This is a genomic window from Pseudomonas fluorescens HK44 (assembly GCF_000217955.3).
GTDB lineage: Bacteria > Pseudomonadota > Gammaproteobacteria > Pseudomonadales > Pseudomonadaceae > Aquipseudomonas > Aquipseudomonas fluorescens_AQ.
This window is the reverse complement of sequence record NZ_AFOY02000015.1, coordinates 1601581-1617628: the sequence shown is the minus strand read 5'-3', so window position 1 is coordinate 1617628 and position 16048 is coordinate 1601581. Positions and strand designations below refer to the sequence as shown.

The 16048-nt window shown below is 54.9% G+C and carries 17 protein-coding genes and 1 tRNA gene; 8 read left to right on the top strand and 10 right to left on the bottom strand.

Features of this window, described 5'->3' with window-relative positions; translation table 11 throughout:
* A partial coding sequence (locus HK44_RS20255; protein WP_019692569.1) for an NAD(P)-binding domain-containing protein occupies positions 1 to 825 on the bottom strand: 825 nt, incomplete at its 3' end.
* Between the two features lie 128 nt (positions 826 to 953).
* Between HK44_RS20255 and HK44_RS20250 the strand changes: the two genes are divergently transcribed.
* From HK44_RS20250 to HK44_RS20240, 3 genes are read left to right on the top strand one after another with little or no spacing between them, the layout of a single operon-like run.
* Positions 954 to 1400 (top strand): cupin domain-containing protein, encoded by a 447-nt coding sequence (locus tag HK44_RS20250; protein ID WP_019692568.1) that lies wholly within the window; start codon positions 954 to 956, stop codon positions 1398 to 1400.
* Between the two features lie 38 nt (positions 1401 to 1438).
* Positions 1439 to 2119 carry a type 1 glutamine amidotransferase domain-containing protein gene (locus HK44_RS20245; RefSeq protein ID WP_019692567.1) on the top strand — a complete coding sequence of 227 codons (681 nt, stop codon included), beginning with the start codon at positions 1439 to 1441 and terminating at the stop codon, positions 2117 to 2119.
* 58 nt (positions 2120 to 2177) lie between these two features.
* On the top strand, positions 2178 to 2972 hold the full coding sequence (locus HK44_RS20240; RefSeq protein ID WP_019692566.1) for an acetoacetate decarboxylase family protein: 795 nt from the start codon (positions 2178 to 2180) through the stop codon (positions 2970 to 2972).
* A gap of 370 nt (positions 2973 to 3342) precedes the next feature.
* On the opposite strand, the gene HK44_RS20235 is transcribed toward HK44_RS20240, so the two are convergent.
* On the bottom strand, positions 3343 to 4413 hold the full coding sequence (locus HK44_RS20235) for a tyrosine-type recombinase/integrase (RefSeq protein WP_019692565.1): 1071 nt from the start codon (positions 4411 to 4413) through the stop codon (positions 3343 to 3345).
* Positions 4414 to 4845: 432 nt separating this feature from the next.
* Between HK44_RS20235 and HK44_RS20230 the strand changes: the two genes are divergently transcribed.
* Positions 4846 to 5637 carry a hypothetical protein gene (locus tag HK44_RS20230; RefSeq protein WP_019692563.1) on the top strand — a complete coding sequence of 264 codons (792 nt, stop codon included), beginning with the start codon at positions 4846 to 4848 and terminating at the stop codon, positions 5635 to 5637.
* A gap of 83 nt (positions 5638 to 5720) precedes the next feature.
* Here the strand turns inward: HK44_RS20230 and HK44_RS20225 are convergent, their stop codons facing one another.
* Positions 5721 to 6593: a viroplasmin family protein gene (locus HK44_RS20225; RefSeq protein WP_019692562.1), complete on the bottom strand. Its 873-nt coding sequence runs from the start codon at positions 6591 to 6593 to the stop codon at positions 5721 to 5723.
* A 66-nt stretch (positions 6594 to 6659) separates the two neighbouring features.
* The gene (locus HK44_RS20220; protein ID WP_019692561.1) at positions 6660 to 7016 is read right to left on the bottom strand and encodes an MbcA/ParS/Xre antitoxin family protein; all 357 of its coding nucleotides are present in this window, start codon (positions 7014 to 7016) and stop codon (positions 6660 to 6662) included.
* A gap of 207 nt (positions 7017 to 7223) precedes the next feature.
* On the opposite strand from HK44_RS20220, the gene HK44_RS20215 reads away from it, so the two are divergent.
* On the top strand, positions 7224 to 8561 hold the full coding sequence (locus tag HK44_RS20215) for an RES family NAD+ phosphorylase (RefSeq protein ID WP_019692560.1): 1338 nt from the start codon (positions 7224 to 7226) through the stop codon (positions 8559 to 8561).
* A gap of 381 nt (positions 8562 to 8942) precedes the next feature.
* On the opposite strand, the gene HK44_RS20210 is transcribed toward HK44_RS20215, so the two are convergent.
* Positions 8943 to 9590, bottom strand: a complete 648-nt coding sequence (locus HK44_RS20210) for a TetR/AcrR family transcriptional regulator (RefSeq protein ID WP_019692559.1) — start codon at positions 9588 to 9590, stop codon at positions 8943 to 8945.
* A gap of 349 nt (positions 9591 to 9939) precedes the next feature.
* On the opposite strand from HK44_RS20210, the gene HK44_RS20205 reads away from it, so the two are divergent.
* Positions 9940 to 10746, top strand: a complete 807-nt coding sequence (locus HK44_RS20205; protein ID WP_019692557.1) for a hypothetical protein — start codon at positions 9940 to 9942, stop codon at positions 10744 to 10746.
* 408 nt (positions 10747 to 11154) lie between these two features.
* Here the strand turns inward: HK44_RS20205 and HK44_RS20200 are convergent.
* From HK44_RS20200 to HK44_RS20185, 4 genes are all read right to left on the bottom strand, one after another.
* Positions 11155 to 11228, bottom strand: a tRNA-Gly gene (locus tag HK44_RS20200).
* A 344-nt stretch (positions 11229 to 11572) separates the two neighbouring features.
* On the bottom strand, positions 11573 to 12457 hold the full coding sequence (locus tag HK44_RS20195; RefSeq protein ID WP_019692556.1) for an alpha/beta fold hydrolase: 885 nt from the start codon (positions 12455 to 12457) through the stop codon (positions 11573 to 11575).
* Between the two features lie 312 nt (positions 12458 to 12769).
* Positions 12770 to 13462: a pseudouridine synthase gene (locus HK44_RS20190; RefSeq protein WP_019692555.1), complete on the bottom strand. Its 693-nt coding sequence runs from the start codon at positions 13460 to 13462 to the stop codon at positions 12770 to 12772.
* A gap of 37 nt (positions 13463 to 13499) precedes the next feature.
* The gene (locus HK44_RS20185; protein ID WP_019692554.1) at positions 13500 to 13706 is read right to left on the bottom strand and encodes a cysteine-rich CWC family protein; all 207 of its coding nucleotides are present in this window, start codon (positions 13704 to 13706) and stop codon (positions 13500 to 13502) included.
* 223 nt (positions 13707 to 13929) lie between these two features.
* Between HK44_RS20185 and HK44_RS20180 the strand changes: the two genes are divergently transcribed.
* Positions 13930 to 14181: a hypothetical protein gene (locus HK44_RS20180; RefSeq protein WP_019692553.1), complete on the top strand. Its 252-nt coding sequence runs from the start codon at positions 13930 to 13932 to the stop codon at positions 14179 to 14181.
* A gap of 248 nt (positions 14182 to 14429) precedes the next feature.
* Positions 14430 to 14864 carry a hypothetical protein gene (locus HK44_RS20175; RefSeq protein ID WP_019692552.1) on the top strand — a complete coding sequence of 145 codons (435 nt, stop codon included), beginning with the start codon at positions 14430 to 14432 and terminating at the stop codon, positions 14862 to 14864.
* Between the two features lie 53 nt (positions 14865 to 14917).
* Here the strand turns inward: HK44_RS20175 and HK44_RS20170 are convergent, their stop codons facing one another.
* Complete coding sequence (locus tag HK44_RS20170; protein ID WP_019692551.1) at positions 14918 to 16030, bottom strand: enoyl-CoA hydratase/isomerase family protein; 1113 nt, start codon at positions 16028 to 16030, stop codon at positions 14918 to 14920.
* Positions 16031 to 16048: the final 18 nt, after the last annotated feature.

The following is a 16048-nucleotide window of genomic DNA, read 5'->3' as shown; positions in this document are numbered from 1 at the left end:
AACGACGGCATCCAGATATACGTCCACAGTCGCCTGAATTGTGCTGAAATCATTGGCCTCGATTTCCTTGATGCTTTTTTGCACTTTGTAGCGCAGCAGATCCAGCATTTTGTCAGCAAACTCTGAGAGCTGGCTGGCACTTACGCCCTGGGTCTTAGCATAGGCCGCAGCCTCTAGAAAGCCGGCCAGGCCCACAGCGTAAAAGCTTCCCGTCATCGCGGCATCAACGATCGGTGGCACAGTCAGGTCTTCACCAGTGTAAATCGTGCCTTGTGGCGCCATCGGCTTAACGGTTTCTGCAATCTCGTCCCATACGGCTGGATCACATGCGTATTGAATCGCCGTGTAAGGGCCGCCAATCAGGTCGGGGTACGAAGAGATGGCGGCGTTGATAAAAATCCCGCCGCGACTTTCTACGAGGCTTCGGAAGCGTTGTCCGTCTTCCGGCATAGATGTACTGAAATTGGCCACGAAGCGACTGGCCAGATCAAGCGACTCGATATTACTTTCGATAAGCGATGCGCCATCAGCTGCGCTGCTGATAATCATGATGGTCAGCTCGCTTGCATGCACTGCTTCCACGAAGGAAGGGGCAAGCGTGGCACCTTTTTCTTGCAAAGGTTTAGTGGCTTCTGGGCGGCCATCCCAGACCGTAACTTTTCGTCCTGCAGCGAGCAATGTGCGAGCAAGACCGGATCCCATCAAGCCCGTGCCGATTACCGTTATTGTTTTAGCCATCATCTTATTCCTCATATGGGCGAGGAGCGCTCGCCGGGTTGCGTACACCCCAAAAGCTAAGCGCTGAGCCGATAAGTAAATAGCCATTTTCGGCAACTCTCCTTTTTTGCTTCTCCTTGCCACTGAAGCCACGCCTGTTGCCAATTCTGGATAGGACGAACTGAACCCCAGATGTAGCTTGTGTTCTCCGATACCCACAATCCGTGAGGCCTGAAATGAACCAGATCCAGAAACCACAAGATGCTTATGTGCAGGTTGACGAAGTAGAGTGGCAGAATTTTCCAGAGCAATTTCATACCGGCGGCGTGAAGTGGAAGCTGCTTCATGTATCTCCTGAATTTGGCATCTGGACAGTGATGTTTTTCTGTCCAAACGGCTCCATCCTGATGCCGCACATTCACCATGGGCCAGCAGAAGGTTATGTTTTCGACGGCATCCTTGAGTTGCGTGGTGGGCCAGAAAATGGTGGTGCGCTCTGCGTCAAACACGGTTTTCTGTATGAGGCTACTGGGGCCGAGCACGAAGAAACCAAGATGCTCGCCGACACTACTTTCATCCTTCAGATGGTAGGCCCAATCACCTGGAAAACCGCCGACGGTAAAGACGTCAATCAAACCTGGTCGACGGCCCAAGATTTGTGGGATCAGCAAACTGCTGCCTGAAATCCGATGATCTGGCTGAAACGTCTGGAGTGCGTACGATGAGTATTTTGTTTGTTCTAACATCCCACGAGACATTCGGTGACACGGGAAGGGAAACTGGGCTGTGGCTTGAAGAGTTTCTAGTTCCTTACTACAGCTTCGTTGACGCCGGTCTTCCTGTTCGCCTCTCCTCGCCAAAGGGAGGCAATGTCCCCGTTGATCCCGCTTCGGTGGATGCTCTGAAGGATAGCCCTCTTTACAAGCGCTATAAGTCTGATCCCATTCTGGCAGAGCGCATGAATGGCACCGCCAAGCTTTCAACTGTATCGGCATCGGATATCAGTGCGCTTGTTTATCCGGGCGGCCATGGCCCGCTGTGGGACTTGCGCGATAACCCCCATTCTGTGGCGCTGATTGAGTCGTTTATTTCGTCAGGAAAGCCTGTGGCCACGATTTGCCATGCGGGATGCGCATTGCTCGATGCTCGAAAAAGCGATGGACGCCCCTTGGTCGAAGGTGTCCAGGTAACTGCATTTAGTGACAGTGAAGAAGCTGCGGTAGGTCTGGAAAAGGCAGTTCCTTATCTCGTCGAAACTGACATGAAAGCGCTTGGTGCGGTGTACTCGAAGTCAGGTGATTGGGAAAGTCATGTTGTTGTCTCGGGATCCTTGATCACTGGCCAGAATCCAGCTTCTTCTCTGGGCGTAGCCGAAGCAGTTATCAAACGTTTGAAAGCCTGAGTTCCACGTCAGATTGTTACCTTTAACCTTATAAAAATACCAAGGGATACCGACTGTCATGAGCTTTGTAAAAACGAAAGAAGAGCTTCAGGAAATTCAACGAATTCTCTCTGAAGGACGATGCACAATTGAAGCCGTATCGATTGAGTTCGAGACGACTTTCGAATTCTTGCGGTCGGTGCTACCTCCTTGTTTTGATCTTCCTGAAACACCTACTGCCATAGCCAGCATTTCACGTTGGCAGAGTGAGCTGTGTGGCGAGTTCGACTGCGGAATCATTTCGCTCAAATGTCGATACAAAGAACTCGAAGGCACCACCATGCTCGTGTTGATTGTGAGCGGGGATATGCCAGTCACGATCGGTCGTGAGATGTGGGGGGAGGCAAAGAAAACGGGCATTGCTCAAGTCTATATGGACGGCCATGAGGCCTACGGATTCTGCGAGCGCAACGGTGTACGTTTGATCGAGATTGAAGCCGAGTTTGGAGACGACCTCGGCCCTTCAAGCAGTGAGAGCTATGATTTTGAAATCAAAGCGGTGCCTCACTCCACCGGCTTTGGTCTTCAGCACGATCCGATTCTGAACTGCATGAAGAACCAGGAAAACCTTCGAGTAAAGCGCGAAGGTAAAGGGACTCTTAAGCTGAATGGTAGTGCACTAGATCCCCTTCACACCATTCCAGTGGTATCGGTTGGCACGGCTTATTACACGGAAGGTGAGTCGAGTTGGACTGTACCGCGCTTGGACGTACTGCCAGATCGGGATGCGTATCTGCCTTTTATTTACGGGCAAAAATTCGACGATTTCCGCCTGTTCCGTAAGCCGGCTCGCTTCCAAAAAAACAGCAAGTAGGTTCATCCCTAACAGATATATGTTGATGAAGATTTCACCGGTTTTGCTCAACGCTGCGGTACCAGACGTAGCAAGAAATTGGGCAGATACATCCGTCTCGTGGATGATTTTTGGCGCCTGCAAAGGCGCCTTTTTTTGTGTTCAATCCGCCATAGAAAATCTGAGATGTGCAGCTTTCGCTGAGGAAAATATGTTCTCAGTAATGTAGGTGCTGACGCCAAATTGACCCAGTTACCGAAATGTCGCTGACCCAGTCTGTTCCTCGCGAACCATTTCCTTTGCTGAATTTGTTTCGATTTGGAGGGGGCAGTCTTGCGTCAGCACTTGGGTCAATTCGGCGTCGACATCAACAGCACGTAGCCAGCCTTATTTAGGTACGACGCTTCTTGGTTTTCAAGGTCGAATCAGCGCCTGTCGCAGTGAGTGATGCGTATTGTTCGGCCATGGAACTGGAGCAGTGACCGAGCTGATCGGCGAATCGCTCGATGCCAAAGTGTGGCGTTGGGGTGGAAGCTGCTAGCCGTGCCACAGTTGCCAGTCGCAACGCGTGTGGCGTGAGTGTTGAGCGGGGAAGTTGAGCCTGTCGTTCCCACGACCGATAAATGCGCAGCAGCTGCGCTGTCGACATGGGTTGCGTCCGGTCATTACCCGGGAAGAGGTAGTCATCGGCAGAGAGATTTTCCGCGCTGATGTACTTCTCTATCACTGCTGTGTTTCCAAGGGGCTGTGGTGGTTTCGTTTTCGTGATCTCAATGGACATCTCCTTGCTCGAAGGCATGTAGGTATCCAAGCTGACAACTTGGGAAACCTTGGCACCAAGGATGACGTCCCTCCGAAGCCCAGTCTCCAGCAGCGTAAAGAGGCTCCGGTCGCGAAGGTTTCCTGAGTTTTCGACGATTTGCTTGATTGCATCACTGTGAATGAAGACTTCCAGCCCCAACGGACTGGCGTGGAGTCTCGATCTCTTGTGCATTATAGGTGGACGCGTGTAGGACGGGACTTCGGACTTTGGGGCGGTGGTGTTCACAAAGCAGATTTCAGTCTGGTTGAAATCAGGCATTGGGCTCTTGGTCACTTCCACGCCTCGTGAGGCAGCCCCCTTGAACGTACTGAGCGCTTTCAGCGGGAGTGTCTCGACAAAAGGTTCAAGGACGCTGCGCGGTACTGAGGTGTCGTTGGCCAAGGCCAATACCGAAGAAATCGCTGCCGTGATCTGGGCGTGCACGGCGCTCAGGGCAGGTGTTTCTGCACCCCAAGGGCAGATGACGGACTCTTTAATGAGGTCGTGGTAATTGGCATACCCTAGCCCCTTGGACAGGGTCTCGTGGGCAAGAGTGAGCTGGACGGGCGAATTGCCTGGCCATCTTTTCTGGATGCTTTTTGCGATTTTTTTGAAGGCGGCTTGGGGCAGCAGATCTTCGGGATAGACCGGAACGCGCATGGCAATTCTCCAATGTCACGGTGTCGGCTGCCCGCTGACAATTGTCGAAATGCGTGCGAAAGAAGGGGAGAAACACCTGAGGCGCAAAGGCTTTGCATGCCGACCGCTCGATCCAGGAAGACCGTGGTCGGTACGTTATCATCACTCCTGGTGCTGATCAACCATGTAGGGCTTGCCAGCCGGACAGACCTGCCCTTGTGGCGGATTTGTCGGCTGCCCTGATGGAAGTCATCGTACAGGCGCGTTCAAAGGCGGAAACTATCCTGGGTTACGAGCTATGCTTCACGGTAGTGGTACTGCTTGTACTGATGCCGGAGTTATATGTTTATTGGCTTCTGCATCCCATTGCCTGAGCCCGCGCGCTTAGATGGGTTGGTGGGTAAAGGTATCAGCATCGCAGGTTGAAGACTCTTGCCGAACAAGGAATGATCTATGTGGGAAAAGCATCCCGATACTTGCGCAGTAGTTTTTGATCCAGTCAATGAGAAGGTATACGAGTTTCGTCGGTCAATGCTAATTAATCAGATAAGTCGCGATGCTGATAAAATAGCTAAAAGTTTTGACGCGCTACACAGTGCTGACCTTGAAAAAATGAGTGCAATTTTTGCCCATTGCTCCGCTATCTGGGCATCAGGACTGCTCAGGGCTGAACGCGACGAAGATAACCTTCGCAAAGCGTGTGCAGAGCTCCTCTCCAATGCCCTGAATTCCATGGTTGGCGCAGCATACATGCTTCGGGGTGGCTTTGTTTTGCAGCCTGGGCCGGTCGTCCGCTCAGCCATTGAAACCATGGCCGTAGCCCTCCATCTCATGCAATTTCCGGAAGACTTTCAGAAATACCAAGAGCACAAGTTTGAGTCTCCGCGCGCCGTTTCCAGTGCCAAGCGCGTCTTTCCTCCATTCGGCCACCTCTACGGCTTGCTAAGTCGAGAGTTTACGCACATTGGAACTTTGCATAAACAATTCACACCCATTCGTGAATACACTGGCACTGAGGAATCGTTGCAATTGAATATTCAATTCCTGACTGCAGGGATATGGATGTGCTATGTGTCCTGCGAACTAGTATTTTTGGACGGCGTGACTGAACCAAGATATTGGCGTGAGCTGCCTGAGCAAGTTGAGGGTAAGACTGCTTATTCTTACGAGCCCAGTGACGAGGAGCGAACTTGGATGGCGGACTTCCTAGGTCTGGATAATCCGGTCTTTGGAGGAAATGACTGAGACGCATCAGGTGCGCTTTTTCTATGCGCTCGAATGCCGGTGATGCCGGGAGGAGATGGTTCTCGCCACCTGGTTGCAATTGGTTAGGGGAGGCGGTCGATCGCGGCGCCGTAGTCAAAGTTCACGGTTGATCCGGAGACGAGGACTGCTTCGAGCTGATGCTTGGATGCGTCCTTGACGATGCGAAATTCGCTCACTTCCCCTGCCTGGCGGGTGAGTTTCCAGATCAACCTGAGCTTCTCGGTGGCCATGCGTAGCTGTATAGCACCTTGGGAAGACTTGGCTAGGAAGGCATTGAGCTTGCTCTTCAGCTCAAACCTGGGGTCGTATTGGTAGGGGCCGAGGGTGAATGGGCCGTCCCCGATGATTCGATCAAACTCGATTCTGGGCTTCAGGTGTAATGTCTGGAATTCGCGATGCTCCCGCCAGCGGTTCCAAACCTTGATCCCCCTGGCGGTACAGTGCTCGATCCAGCGTGTCTCTGCCTCCAATGAGGCCTCTTCAGATTCGCAGGTTTCCACGACTTTGAATGCTGGGGTCATCCCGGCATCGAGTATCTGGGCAATCTTGGCTGCCGCGCGCTTGCAGTCGTGGTTGGCTTTCCCAAGATGGCCTCGCTGCCGGCCTTCGAAGTCGCCTGTCTGCCCCACGTAGAAGGGCTCATCCGTCACGGGATCAATGATCAGGTAAACGACATAGTCCTTGGCAACCACGCCGTCCAGGGTCGGCTGTTGCACGGACGGTTGCGTGCTGAAGTGAAGAACCGGTGAGTGGTTCGAGCTTGGCGTGGGGGGGTTCTGACGGTACCACTCCTCAGCGAGCTCCAGCGTTGCGAACGACTGGTGTTTCGCTTCCGTAAAGCGGTCAATGGACAAGCGAGCCCCACCTTCCCAGCTATTGAAAATTCCGAGTTTCCGTCCGTGGACGACAGCATAGAACTTCGGTTTCTTGGCCATCCTGTGCAACCTCCCTGAATAACTTAATCGGCTTGCGGGTTGGGTCTGCAAACCTCGTAAGGATTTTCAGGCACCAAACCCATGCTCAATACGCGCGAGTAGCGTCAGGGCGTGCTCGATGGAGACATCCCTCGGGCGTTTCGCGCCCAACGTTCGTAAGGGTTTCGATAGCCAGTCCACCGCACTTTTCTTGTCGCCGAAGATAGCCATGGCTGCATCAAGCAACTGTGGGTCGATCGTTTCCGACGACTTGGGGCTTTCCTCCCTTGGACTCATCACGTCATTGATCGCCTCTGCGAGCGTTTCCAAAGCCTCTCTCAGGCGAGCATTTTCTCGAAAATCCTCAGAGCTTGGCTGGTGCTCAGTGCAGTGGTGCAACAGTGCTTGCGCGTCATTATGGTTCAGGTCGAACTCGATCAGCATGTCGATTCCTTGAGTGGGCTCAGTATTCGAAGATGGCAGCATCCGGATCGGGTATCAGGCAGACGCAATGGAGGGCATCCTGTCCCCTGTGGAGGCAGAGCTTATTCCTGAGCAATCTGGGTCTTGAGCCGTTTGGATGGTATTCCAATCGCGGTACTTCAGCCATCATGCCCGTCTTTCTGAACAGGCTCAGGTATTGCCAGCACCATGCGAGAGGAAAAGTTGAAGTACAGCGATGCCACCAAGGTGGTGTGTTATGAGTGCGTGCACGATACCTACCTAGGTCGGCAGATTCGGCGCAATGGAACGTCCTCCCAGTGCAGCCTGTGCGACTCGAAGCGCAAGTGTGTACCTCTCGCTGAGATCGTCGAGCGGGTCAATGAAATCCTTGGCACCTATATCACTGAAGGTGAGCACGTTTGGCGTTGGAGCGAAGGGCGCATCCAATACCAGGAAGGGGATAGCATCGACTATTGGGTCAGCGAAATCTTTGGCTGTGAAGACCACGAGCCCATCGTTGATGCGGTGTGCAGTCGCCTGACGTCCTACAGCGACGACATCCAGTATTCCAGACAACGTTTCAGCTTGGATGACATCGGCCACCAATGGTGTGAGTTTCAGGAAGGGATGAAGCATGGAATCCGCTTCTTCAACGAGAGTGCAAAGGCGTTCCTAGGCTGGATCTTCAAAGATTTGGACAAGTACTCAGCGTCATCTGATGAGCATGCTGTGGTGCGATTGCTCACACCTGAAGATTCTCCATCGATCTACCGCGCCCGAACCTGCATGAGCTCCGAAAGCGTCTCCGAGATCACAGCTGATCCTGCGCGTAATCTCGGTGTGCCTCCGAAGGAGCGAGCAGGTGAAGGCAGGATGAACCCCGCAGGTGTTCCGGCTTTCTACGGCGCCTTCGAGCGCAAGACCTGTGTCGCTGAGCTACGCCCCCCGGTTGGCGGCACTGTCGTGAGCGGTGAGTTCAGGTTGGTCAGGGAGGTCAAGGTTTTGGATTTCGGGCGCTTCGAGAAGGCAGACCTTGGGCCCACGCCAAGCTTATTTGACTCCAAATACCATTCCAAGTTGGGGCGACGGGATTTCCTGAGGTATCTGCATGACGCAATCACGGTGCCGGTGCTCCCTGGAGCAGAGCGCGACTATCTGACCACTCAAGTCATCGCTGAGTACCTGGCGACCCATTGTAAGCCCCGTATTGACGGTGTGATCTTCAAATCGGTGCAGGAGAGCGCCGGCAGCAACATCGTGCTGTTCTCGCACGTTGCCTGCGCTGCCACCGCTTCGATGGGAAGGGTTCGTAACGGCTATATGGTCAGAGGCCCCAAGGAGTCCAATGGGCCTTGCATCGAGTATGTCAGTGACAGCCTCGTCTACCACGGGATCAGGCAGGTGAAGTACGACACAGATGATCAGGCGCTGCCGGAGGACAAGCCGTTGCCGTTGCCGTTGCCAGTGCAAGGCGCGCTGACTCCACCAAGTGGTGCGCATTCGCTTCCCGCAGGTATGGAGGGGTTGCTGGAAGGGGATTTCTGATTGTATCTAGGTCTGTGGTCTGTGGTCTGTGGTCTGTGGTCTGAGGGTTCGGGGGAGCCGGGCCTTAGGAGCCTCTATCGTCGTTGCTGCGTGTGCCGTTAGCTCTGGACTGGTCTTGTAGACGTTCATGGCTTGGCGGTTCTCCTGTAGCCATAAGCGATCTTCTGCCTGGAGTAAGAGCTGCGTGGGTTGTGTGAGCTGTGTGGTTTGTTACGGGTTGTGTGGCCTAGGTGGGTTGTACGGGCTGTACGGGCCTAGAGGTGGGCTGAGCGGCTTGGCTTCAGGGGGGGGGAGGCTCTCGGCAGGGCCGAAGGGCATGGGTAGGCCTGCGGTGTATGGACTGATCGTGCGCTTGCAGGCCTTTTGCTGATCCGTAGGATTTCAGTGCCGGAGCGATCGCAGGAAGGCGTCCACGGTGCGCTCCACGATCTGCTCGATCTCCTCTCGGGCAAGCGGCTCGCTGTTGGCTCTGATCTGTTTCAAGAGAACCCCGCCATTGAGCGTCTCCATGAAGTAGCGGGCGTCAGTCTCAGGCACTTGAACTGCCAGGATGCCTCGGCGTGCCAGTTCGGCGAGATAGTCGCTGATGACAGTCATAGCTGGCCCCTGGATAACCTCGTCAAAGCGGTAGGCAAGCACGGGGAACCGTCGACCTTCCATGAAGACCATACGCAGGAAGTCGGCTGCCGTCGGGCCAGACCAGAAGCACGCAAACTCTGTAGCGATCTGCATCAGTCCATTCCTAGGGTCGGCCAGCGCGCGCTCATCGGTCGGCACGTGCATAACTGGGAAGGCCTTCCACATCCGCTCTGCAACCGCCACGAACAGCGACTCCTTGCCCTCGGGGAAGCGGTTGTACAGGGTCTGGCGGGTCACCGCTGCAGCTTTGGCAATCTCCTCCATACTGGCTCCCTCGTACCCGTGCTCGATGAACATTCTGCCCGCAGCAGCGAGAATTCTGACAGGGCGTGATGCGCTTTCGCCTGGGTTGAGCAAGTCGTCGACGGGGGAGGAAGTGGCCACGTTCATTTCGGATACCTGTGCAGAGTACGTTAAGTGTTACTGAAAGAGATGCGATTCGCCACTCATGTTTTGTGTGATTAGCTTTACTGGGTTGTAAAGTAAAGCTGATTGGGCTGCGGGGTTTGGTGGGTGGTGTTAGTTGTTGTTGGATTATTTGGACAGGAGCGCTGTTTGATCATCTGCCGCTTCGGGTTTGGTTTCGGCTTGATGCTTGGGCTTGATGCTCTGCTCGGGCTTGAAGGTTGGTGGATCGCGCTGAGGGTACCCGTAACGGAGAGATTTTTTTTCGGATAGGTACCGACACCTCACGGCTGAGACCTTATCATCGGCTTATCAATTAATTGAGGTTTTGAATATGGATGTTAAAGGTCGCGCCGCTGCAATCGATGTGTGTGAAGACATATTGCGTGAGGACTTTAAATATAACGAGGAACACGGTACCTGGTGCAGTATCAATCGGATCATCGAGAGTCTGCTGGGACGCACCACTGAGCTTGCTGATGTCTACGTCGAGCTGTATGCCGAGCTGGCTGAACAGCCCAGGGCGCTGAAGTCATTCTTCGACGTCTTCACAACCACGGTGTACTCCTGGAATCCTAAAAAGATCAAAGAAGCTCGTGAGGATCGCGAGAAACTCAGTGAGTTGAATGTTCGAGTTGCAAAAGTTTCAGAGTTACTCTCGGAGTTGCTCTCGCGGCGCACCGAGGTTAAAGAGATGTCCAGTTTTAGTAGTGATACCTACTACCATATTATGGATGTCGTTGAAGAGGCTTCTGAGGACAATGGGCTTTTCAGGTCTCATGTGAAGAACAAGTTGGATAAATTGACCTATCAGTATGATTTAAAATATTGGCCTTCCATAACTAAGGTGGTGGCGCAAATTGGTATCAATGCGGCCAATGCAGTAACAGTTGCTGATGACTCCGCTGCAAGTGCAGCAACAGAAGCTCGTCGCCCTGGACTGGCTGACTTCTTGAAAGCGTTTGAAGCAGAACTTGATAGGAACACGGTGAAGAATATCGGCTTTATTCCCGATGATTTTTCACTGACCGATAGTTCTATGGCTTCATTGGTAAACTGCGGGCTTAGATTGGGAGTCGAAGAACTGATCGAAGCCAGCTTTGTAAAGCGCTACCGCCAACGTGAGCGTGAGCGTGGTTAGGAGCGCGATCGGAAGGTGGGGAGCGACTGAACATTGGAATGGATGCTGCTGGTCGTTTGGAGCCCTGTCGACGTCCAGGTAATTTTTGAGGGGGGAGGGCTGGCCATTCCGCTCGCTGACTTTCGGAATTCTGGGTCGGCTTCCGGACGGCATTCTGGGACGCACGATGATGAGCTGGTTGGCGATCCAGGCTTGGTACGGAAATGAGCTTTTTAGGGTTTATTGGGTGACCCGAGGAGGGCGATGGTCTGTCGATTCGTCATTTTGGACGGAGTCGACGGTGCACCAGATTTTGGTGTCTCTAGGGGGATGCTGGGGAGTTGGGATCGAGGCGCTGCAATGAGGCTTTGAGGGGCTTCCTGATTGGGGGGTAGTCCCCTGGAAGGCCCGGAAACACTGGCTGGAAGGTGGAGCGGGTAGAGGGAATCGAACCCTCACCGATAGCTTGGGAAGCTATAGTTGTACCATTCAACTATACCCGCTTTTTCTTGCCTTCACGGTGCACTAAAACGGCATGTCCAATAAGAACCCTCGTTATCAGCTTGGGAAGCTGGAGTAATGCCATTATACGACACCCGCTCAGAGCGGCTGACTTTGTACCAGATGTGGCTCTGGATTTGAAGTTTTTCTTTGGCAGATCTGCGGTTACGTGGTTTTTTGCAGGTTTTGGCAGACAAGGCAGTGCGTCGTCGGCGGTAGGGGCAACGCGGACGATAAGGATGATGCACAGGGTTTGAAAGCGTATTGCGGTCTGTCGCGGGCAAGCCTCGTTCCTACAGGTAATGCGGGTAGTCAGGAAGACGAGGTTGCTCGCGAGGACGCTGTTTCAAATGGCCAGTGCATGGTGGTCCTGAGTGAAGTGGGAACGCGTTCGGCCTTCATGGTGGGCCGGTTTCAGGAACCCCATCAGTGCATGGCGGCTGTCTCGGCAGGCAGCTTTGTGCTCCATGTCGAGAAAGTGCCCGGTGGCGCGGATGGTGTTGAACGTGCTGTGTTGTATATGGCTGGCGAACAGGTGGGCATCGCTGGCGGCGGTGTACTCGTCCCATTCACCGTTCATGAACAGCACCGGCACGTTGATTTGCTTGGCTGCCTTGAGGTAGCACAGGCGATCGCTGTTGAGCACGTGGCTGATGTGGAAGTGCATTTGCCCGTATTCGTGTTCGGCCAAGGTGCTGACGTGACGATAGTTGAAGCGTTTGAACAACGATGGCAGGTGCTTGCCGATGGTGTTGTTGACCAGATGGCCGACACGGTCGCGGTCAAGCTTGCCGAGGTAGTCGACACCGCGCTCCAGATAATCGCGCATGTGCTCGTTGACCACTGGCGAAAACGAGCTGATCACGGCTTTTTCGATCCGGCGCGGGCGCTGCGCCAGAGCGATCATAGTAGCTGCGCCACCCCACGAGAATGACATCACGTGTTCCGCGGCAAAATGGTCGATCAGCTCAAGGAGGATCTGCCCTTCCATTTCCTTGGTGAGCATTTTCTCGTGCCGATTGTGGGCTTTTGACTTGCCCGCGTAGGGCTGGTCGTACAACACCACGTTGAATTGCGGGTGCAGGTTTTTCACGGTTTGTGCAAACGATGCAGTAGTGGCCATCGAGCCGTTGACCAGAATAATGGTCTTCTCTGCGGCGTCTGCGCGATAGAACTCCGTGTAAACCCGGTACTGACCTTGTATATCCAGCACAGCGGTTTCTGGCCTCATGTCATAAGACTCCTGGCAAGCGGGTATGCGCGCAATAAGATTGCACGAGCTTTGTGACAGGTAGGCATACGCCTGGAATTTTTGAGCCCATGTCGATCCGGTGAAGGCTGGTCGACGGGTATTGTTATTGGCGGGCAGTCTGTCGGGAGAGGTGGAATCTGCGAGGCGCTCTGCCGACAAAAAGTTTCTTAGAAGTATGTTATGACTTGCCGGTCACATTTCGGCCGACGTCCTGATTCAAGCAGGGGAGCGGCCATCGCGCAAGTGCAGTTCGTAAATTGTTCGACGACTTCTGCTCAGCGGTCGCTTGCTTCAGATCAGCTGGATCTCTGTGGCGCTCAGCGGGCGGTACTCGCCTGGTCTCAATGTATCGTCGAGTACCAGTGGCCCCATGCGTTCGCGGTGCAGGCGCAAGACCTTGTTATCGAAGTGGCCGAACATCCGTTTCACCTGGTGATAACGGCCTTCGACGATACTCAGCCGCGCCGATTTTTCGCCCAGCACGACCAGGTCGGCAGGTTGAGTGGTGAGATCCTCAAAGGCGAAGTACAGGCCTTGGGCGAAGGTCTGTGCGTACTCCGGCGTTATCGGCTGTTCGGTTTCGACGTAGTAGACCTTCGGCAGTTTGGTCTGCGGTTGGGTCAGGCGCCGCGACCAGGAGCCGTCGTTGGTGATCAGCATCAGCCCGGTGGTGTTGAAGTCCAGACGCCCGGCGATGTGCAGATCGTCCTTGTCAGGCTCAAGGATCAGGTCGAGGACGGTTGGGTGTTGCGGGTCGCGAGTGGCGCTGACACAGCCCGGCGGTTTGTGCAGCATGAAGTAGCGCGGTGGTTTGCCGACTTGCAGCACTTCGTCGTCGCACTCGACACGGCTGAACTCGCGCACGTCACAATGCGGATCGCTGACGATCTGCCCGTCGATCTTGATCCGCCGCTCGACCAACAGCAGACGCACCTGTTTACGGTTGAAGCGGGGCAGGTTGCTGAGGAAGCGGTCAACGCGCATGACGGTCGGCAGATCGGAAAAGGGCGCGCATCTTACCCTATAGGGCTGCTTGCAGCTGCGACTCGACCTGCGCGCAGCGTGGGCACAGGCACGACCGGTCGCGCAGCTCGGCGGGCAACGCCAGCAGCACTGCCGGGTCGATAGCCACGGCGTAGCACCAGCAGGCCTGGTCGGCGGTTCGCGGGTCGGCCAGGCTGCAATCGTTGCCGGCGCCGCAGGCTGGACAGAGGTCAGGTTTATTCATCGCTGGAGTGGGGCACTTCTGGGCGGTAGGCTTGGCACGGTACATCGCCTGATCGGCGCGTGACAACAGGCTGTGCAAGTTGGATCGGCCGCTGATCTGAAGTTCTGAGCAAAGAGGCACTTGGTGGTTGTGACAAAGTCTTAATCAATGTCAGCCGTTTAGTGTTCCGACTGGCAGCAACCCGCGTTTTCGGGAGGTGCTGCCTGCGGTCCAGGAGGCCGCCATGTACCGTCGAATCTTGCTCAGTGCGTTGTTTGGCTTGAGTCTTTCCGCCTGTTTTTACTACGCAGAACCCGGCTATTACGGCCCAGAGGTGTACACCGTGCCGGCACCTTATTACTACGGCGGTTATTACTACAGGCCTTATTACTATGGTGGTTACTACTATGGCCCTCGCTATTACGGCGGTTATCGCCATTATTACCATGGTGACCACGACCATGACCGCGGGGGGGATCGCCACGAGCACGATTGAAGCCAGATAAGGCGAGCGGGCTCAATGGTTTTTCAATTCTTTCATTTCACGGCGCTTTGCGGGTAAAGGAGGCGCCGTTTTTCATGCCGGCTTCCAGCGGTCGAGAAGCGTTATTGGCTACTTGTTTAAATTTGTTTCTAAATCGCACCAGATTCTGATTTTGCTGTCAGATGTTTCGTCAGCCAGATGAATTGGCTGCCGCTGACCAGCGTCGCTGGTATGGCTCATTCGCGGTCCAGGAGGCCGCCATGTATCGTCGACTTCTTCTCATTGCTTCATTGGGTTTGACGCTTTCTGCTTGTGTACCCTATTACGACGAAGGTCCCGGTAATTACAGCTCTGAGGTCTACACCTCTCCGGCGCCAGCCTATTACTACGGAGGTGGATCCTATTACTCCGCACCGCCTGCGCGTTACTACGAGCCAGCTCCGCGTTACTACTCGCCGCCGCGCTATTACCAGCCAGCGCCGCGTTATTACCAGGCACCACCGCGAGTCGAGTACCGCGTTTACCAGAGCCGTGGCTGGGATGACCGCGACCGCCATGGCTGGGGTCATCGCGAAGAGGGTGGCCATGGCCGCCGGGAATGGGATGATCGGGGGCATCGTGACGGGCGTGATCACGACAGACATGGTGACCGTGATGGTCGCGATGGCCGCCGCAGTTGGGACGGCCACCGTTAGGCCTTGCAACGAACAAGCGGCGCATTCAGCGCCGCTTTTTTATGCCTGAAATTTCAGTAACCCGACAAATCCGCCAGCGGATGTCGACCTTCCCAGACCTTGTGAAAATGCGCCTGGACGACCGCTTCAGGTATCGCGTTGATGTTCGGCCAATGCCAATGCGGCTTCTGGTCCTTGTCGATCAAGCGTGCACGAACACCTTCGCTGAATTCCGGGTGCCGACAGCAGTTCAGGCTCATGGTGTATTCCATCTGGAATACCTCGGCCAGTGACAGGTGCCGAGCACGCTGGATCTGCTCCCAGACCAGACAGGCGGTCAGCGGGCAGCCCTCGTGCAGGGTTTTCGCCGCACGTGCCAGTAGCAAGTCGCGGTGATCGCGCAACAGACTGATGGCGCGCCAGGCGCAACGTACATCGCTGACATCCAGCAACTCATCAATCTGCTGGCGTCGTGGCAACCATTGCGCCTCGGGCATTTGCCCGACGGCTTCTTGCTGCAAGGCCTTGAGCAGGCTGTTGAGCTGCATTGGCGTCTGTTCCTGCCAGTTCAGTTGCAGCAGACCTTCGATGAGCTCTTCCTGCTGTTCTTCCAGCAAGAAGCGGTCAGCCAGGTCCAGATCAATGGCGTCGCGTGCGTTCATCTGCGCGCCGGTCAAACCAAGAAACAGGCCGAGCTTGCCGGGCAGTCGTGATAAAAACCAACTGGCGCCAACATCCGGGTACAGACCGATACTGATTTCAGGCATGGCCAGGCGGCTGCTCGGTGTGACGATGCGGATGCTCGCGCCTTGCAGCAACCCCAGGCCGCCACCGAGGACGTAACCGTGGCCCCAGCAGATCAGCGGTTTAGGGTAAGTGTGCAAGCGGAAATCAAGGTGATATTCCGCCGAGAAAAACTGTGCGGCCAAGGGCGGCACCTCACCGGGATGGGCTCGACAGGCCTCTACCAGGCTGCGCACTTCACCGCCGGCGCAAAACGCCTTGGCGCCGTTACCGCGTAACAGCACGCAGACAATCTGCGGCTCTTTGGCCCAGGCCTCCAGTTGATCGCTCAAGGCTCTGATCATCGGCAGCGAGAGGGCGTTCAGGGTTTTTTCGGCATCCAGGCTGGCGATACCGATGCGTGCGCCGTCCGTGCCGGTGAGTTCTTCGAAGTGCAGATTCATTTTGACCTCGATGACTGA

Coding starts and splice junctions, on each gene's coding strand:
- HK44_RS20170 (WP_019692551.1), bottom strand. CDS start 16,030: ATGAATCTGCACTTCGAAGAACTCACCGGCACGGACGGCGCACGCATC.
- HK44_RS20220 (WP_019692561.1), bottom strand. CDS start 7,016: ATGCTGATCGAGTTCGACCTGAACCATAATGACGCGCAAGCACTGTTG.
- HK44_RS20250 (WP_019692568.1), top strand. CDS start 954: ATGAACCAGATCCAGAAACCACAAGATGCTTATGTGCAGGTTGACGAA.
- HK44_RS20175 (WP_019692552.1), top strand. CDS start 14,430: ATGTATCGTCGACTTCTTCTCATTGCTTCATTGGGTTTGACGCTTTCT.
- HK44_RS20240 (WP_019692566.1), top strand. CDS start 2,178: ATGAGCTTTGTAAAAACGAAAGAAGAGCTTCAGGAAATTCAACGAATT.
- HK44_RS20205 (WP_019692557.1), top strand. CDS start 9,940: ATGGATGTTAAAGGTCGCGCCGCTGCAATCGATGTGTGTGAAGACATA.
- HK44_RS20225 (WP_019692562.1), bottom strand. CDS start 6,593: ATGGCCAAGAAACCGAAGTTCTATGCTGTCGTCCACGGACGGAAACTC.
- HK44_RS20210 (WP_019692559.1), bottom strand. CDS start 9,590: ATGAACGTGGCCACTTCCTCCCCCGTCGACGACTTGCTCAACCCAGGC.
- HK44_RS20245 (WP_019692567.1), top strand. CDS start 1,439: ATGAGTATTTTGTTTGTTCTAACATCCCACGAGACATTCGGTGACACG.
- HK44_RS20195 (WP_019692556.1), bottom strand. CDS start 12,457: ATGAGGCCAGAAACCGCTGTGCTGGATATACAAGGTCAGTACCGGGTT.
- HK44_RS20190 (WP_019692555.1), bottom strand. CDS start 13,462: ATGCGCGTTGACCGCTTCCTCAGCAACCTGCCCCGCTTCAACCGTAAA.
- HK44_RS20180 (WP_019692553.1), top strand. CDS start 13,930: ATGTACCGTCGAATCTTGCTCAGTGCGTTGTTTGGCTTGAGTCTTTCC.
- HK44_RS20235 (WP_019692565.1), bottom strand. CDS start 4,413: ATGCGCGTTCCGGTCTATCCCGAAGATCTGCTGCCCCAAGCCGCCTTC.
- HK44_RS20185 (WP_019692554.1), bottom strand. CDS start 13,706: ATGAATAAACCTGACCTCTGTCCAGCCTGCGGCGCCGGCAACGATTGC.
- HK44_RS20230 (WP_019692563.1), top strand. CDS start 4,846: ATGTGGGAAAAGCATCCCGATACTTGCGCAGTAGTTTTTGATCCAGTC.
- HK44_RS20215 (WP_019692560.1), top strand. CDS start 7,224: ATGCGAGAGGAAAAGTTGAAGTACAGCGATGCCACCAAGGTGGTGTGT.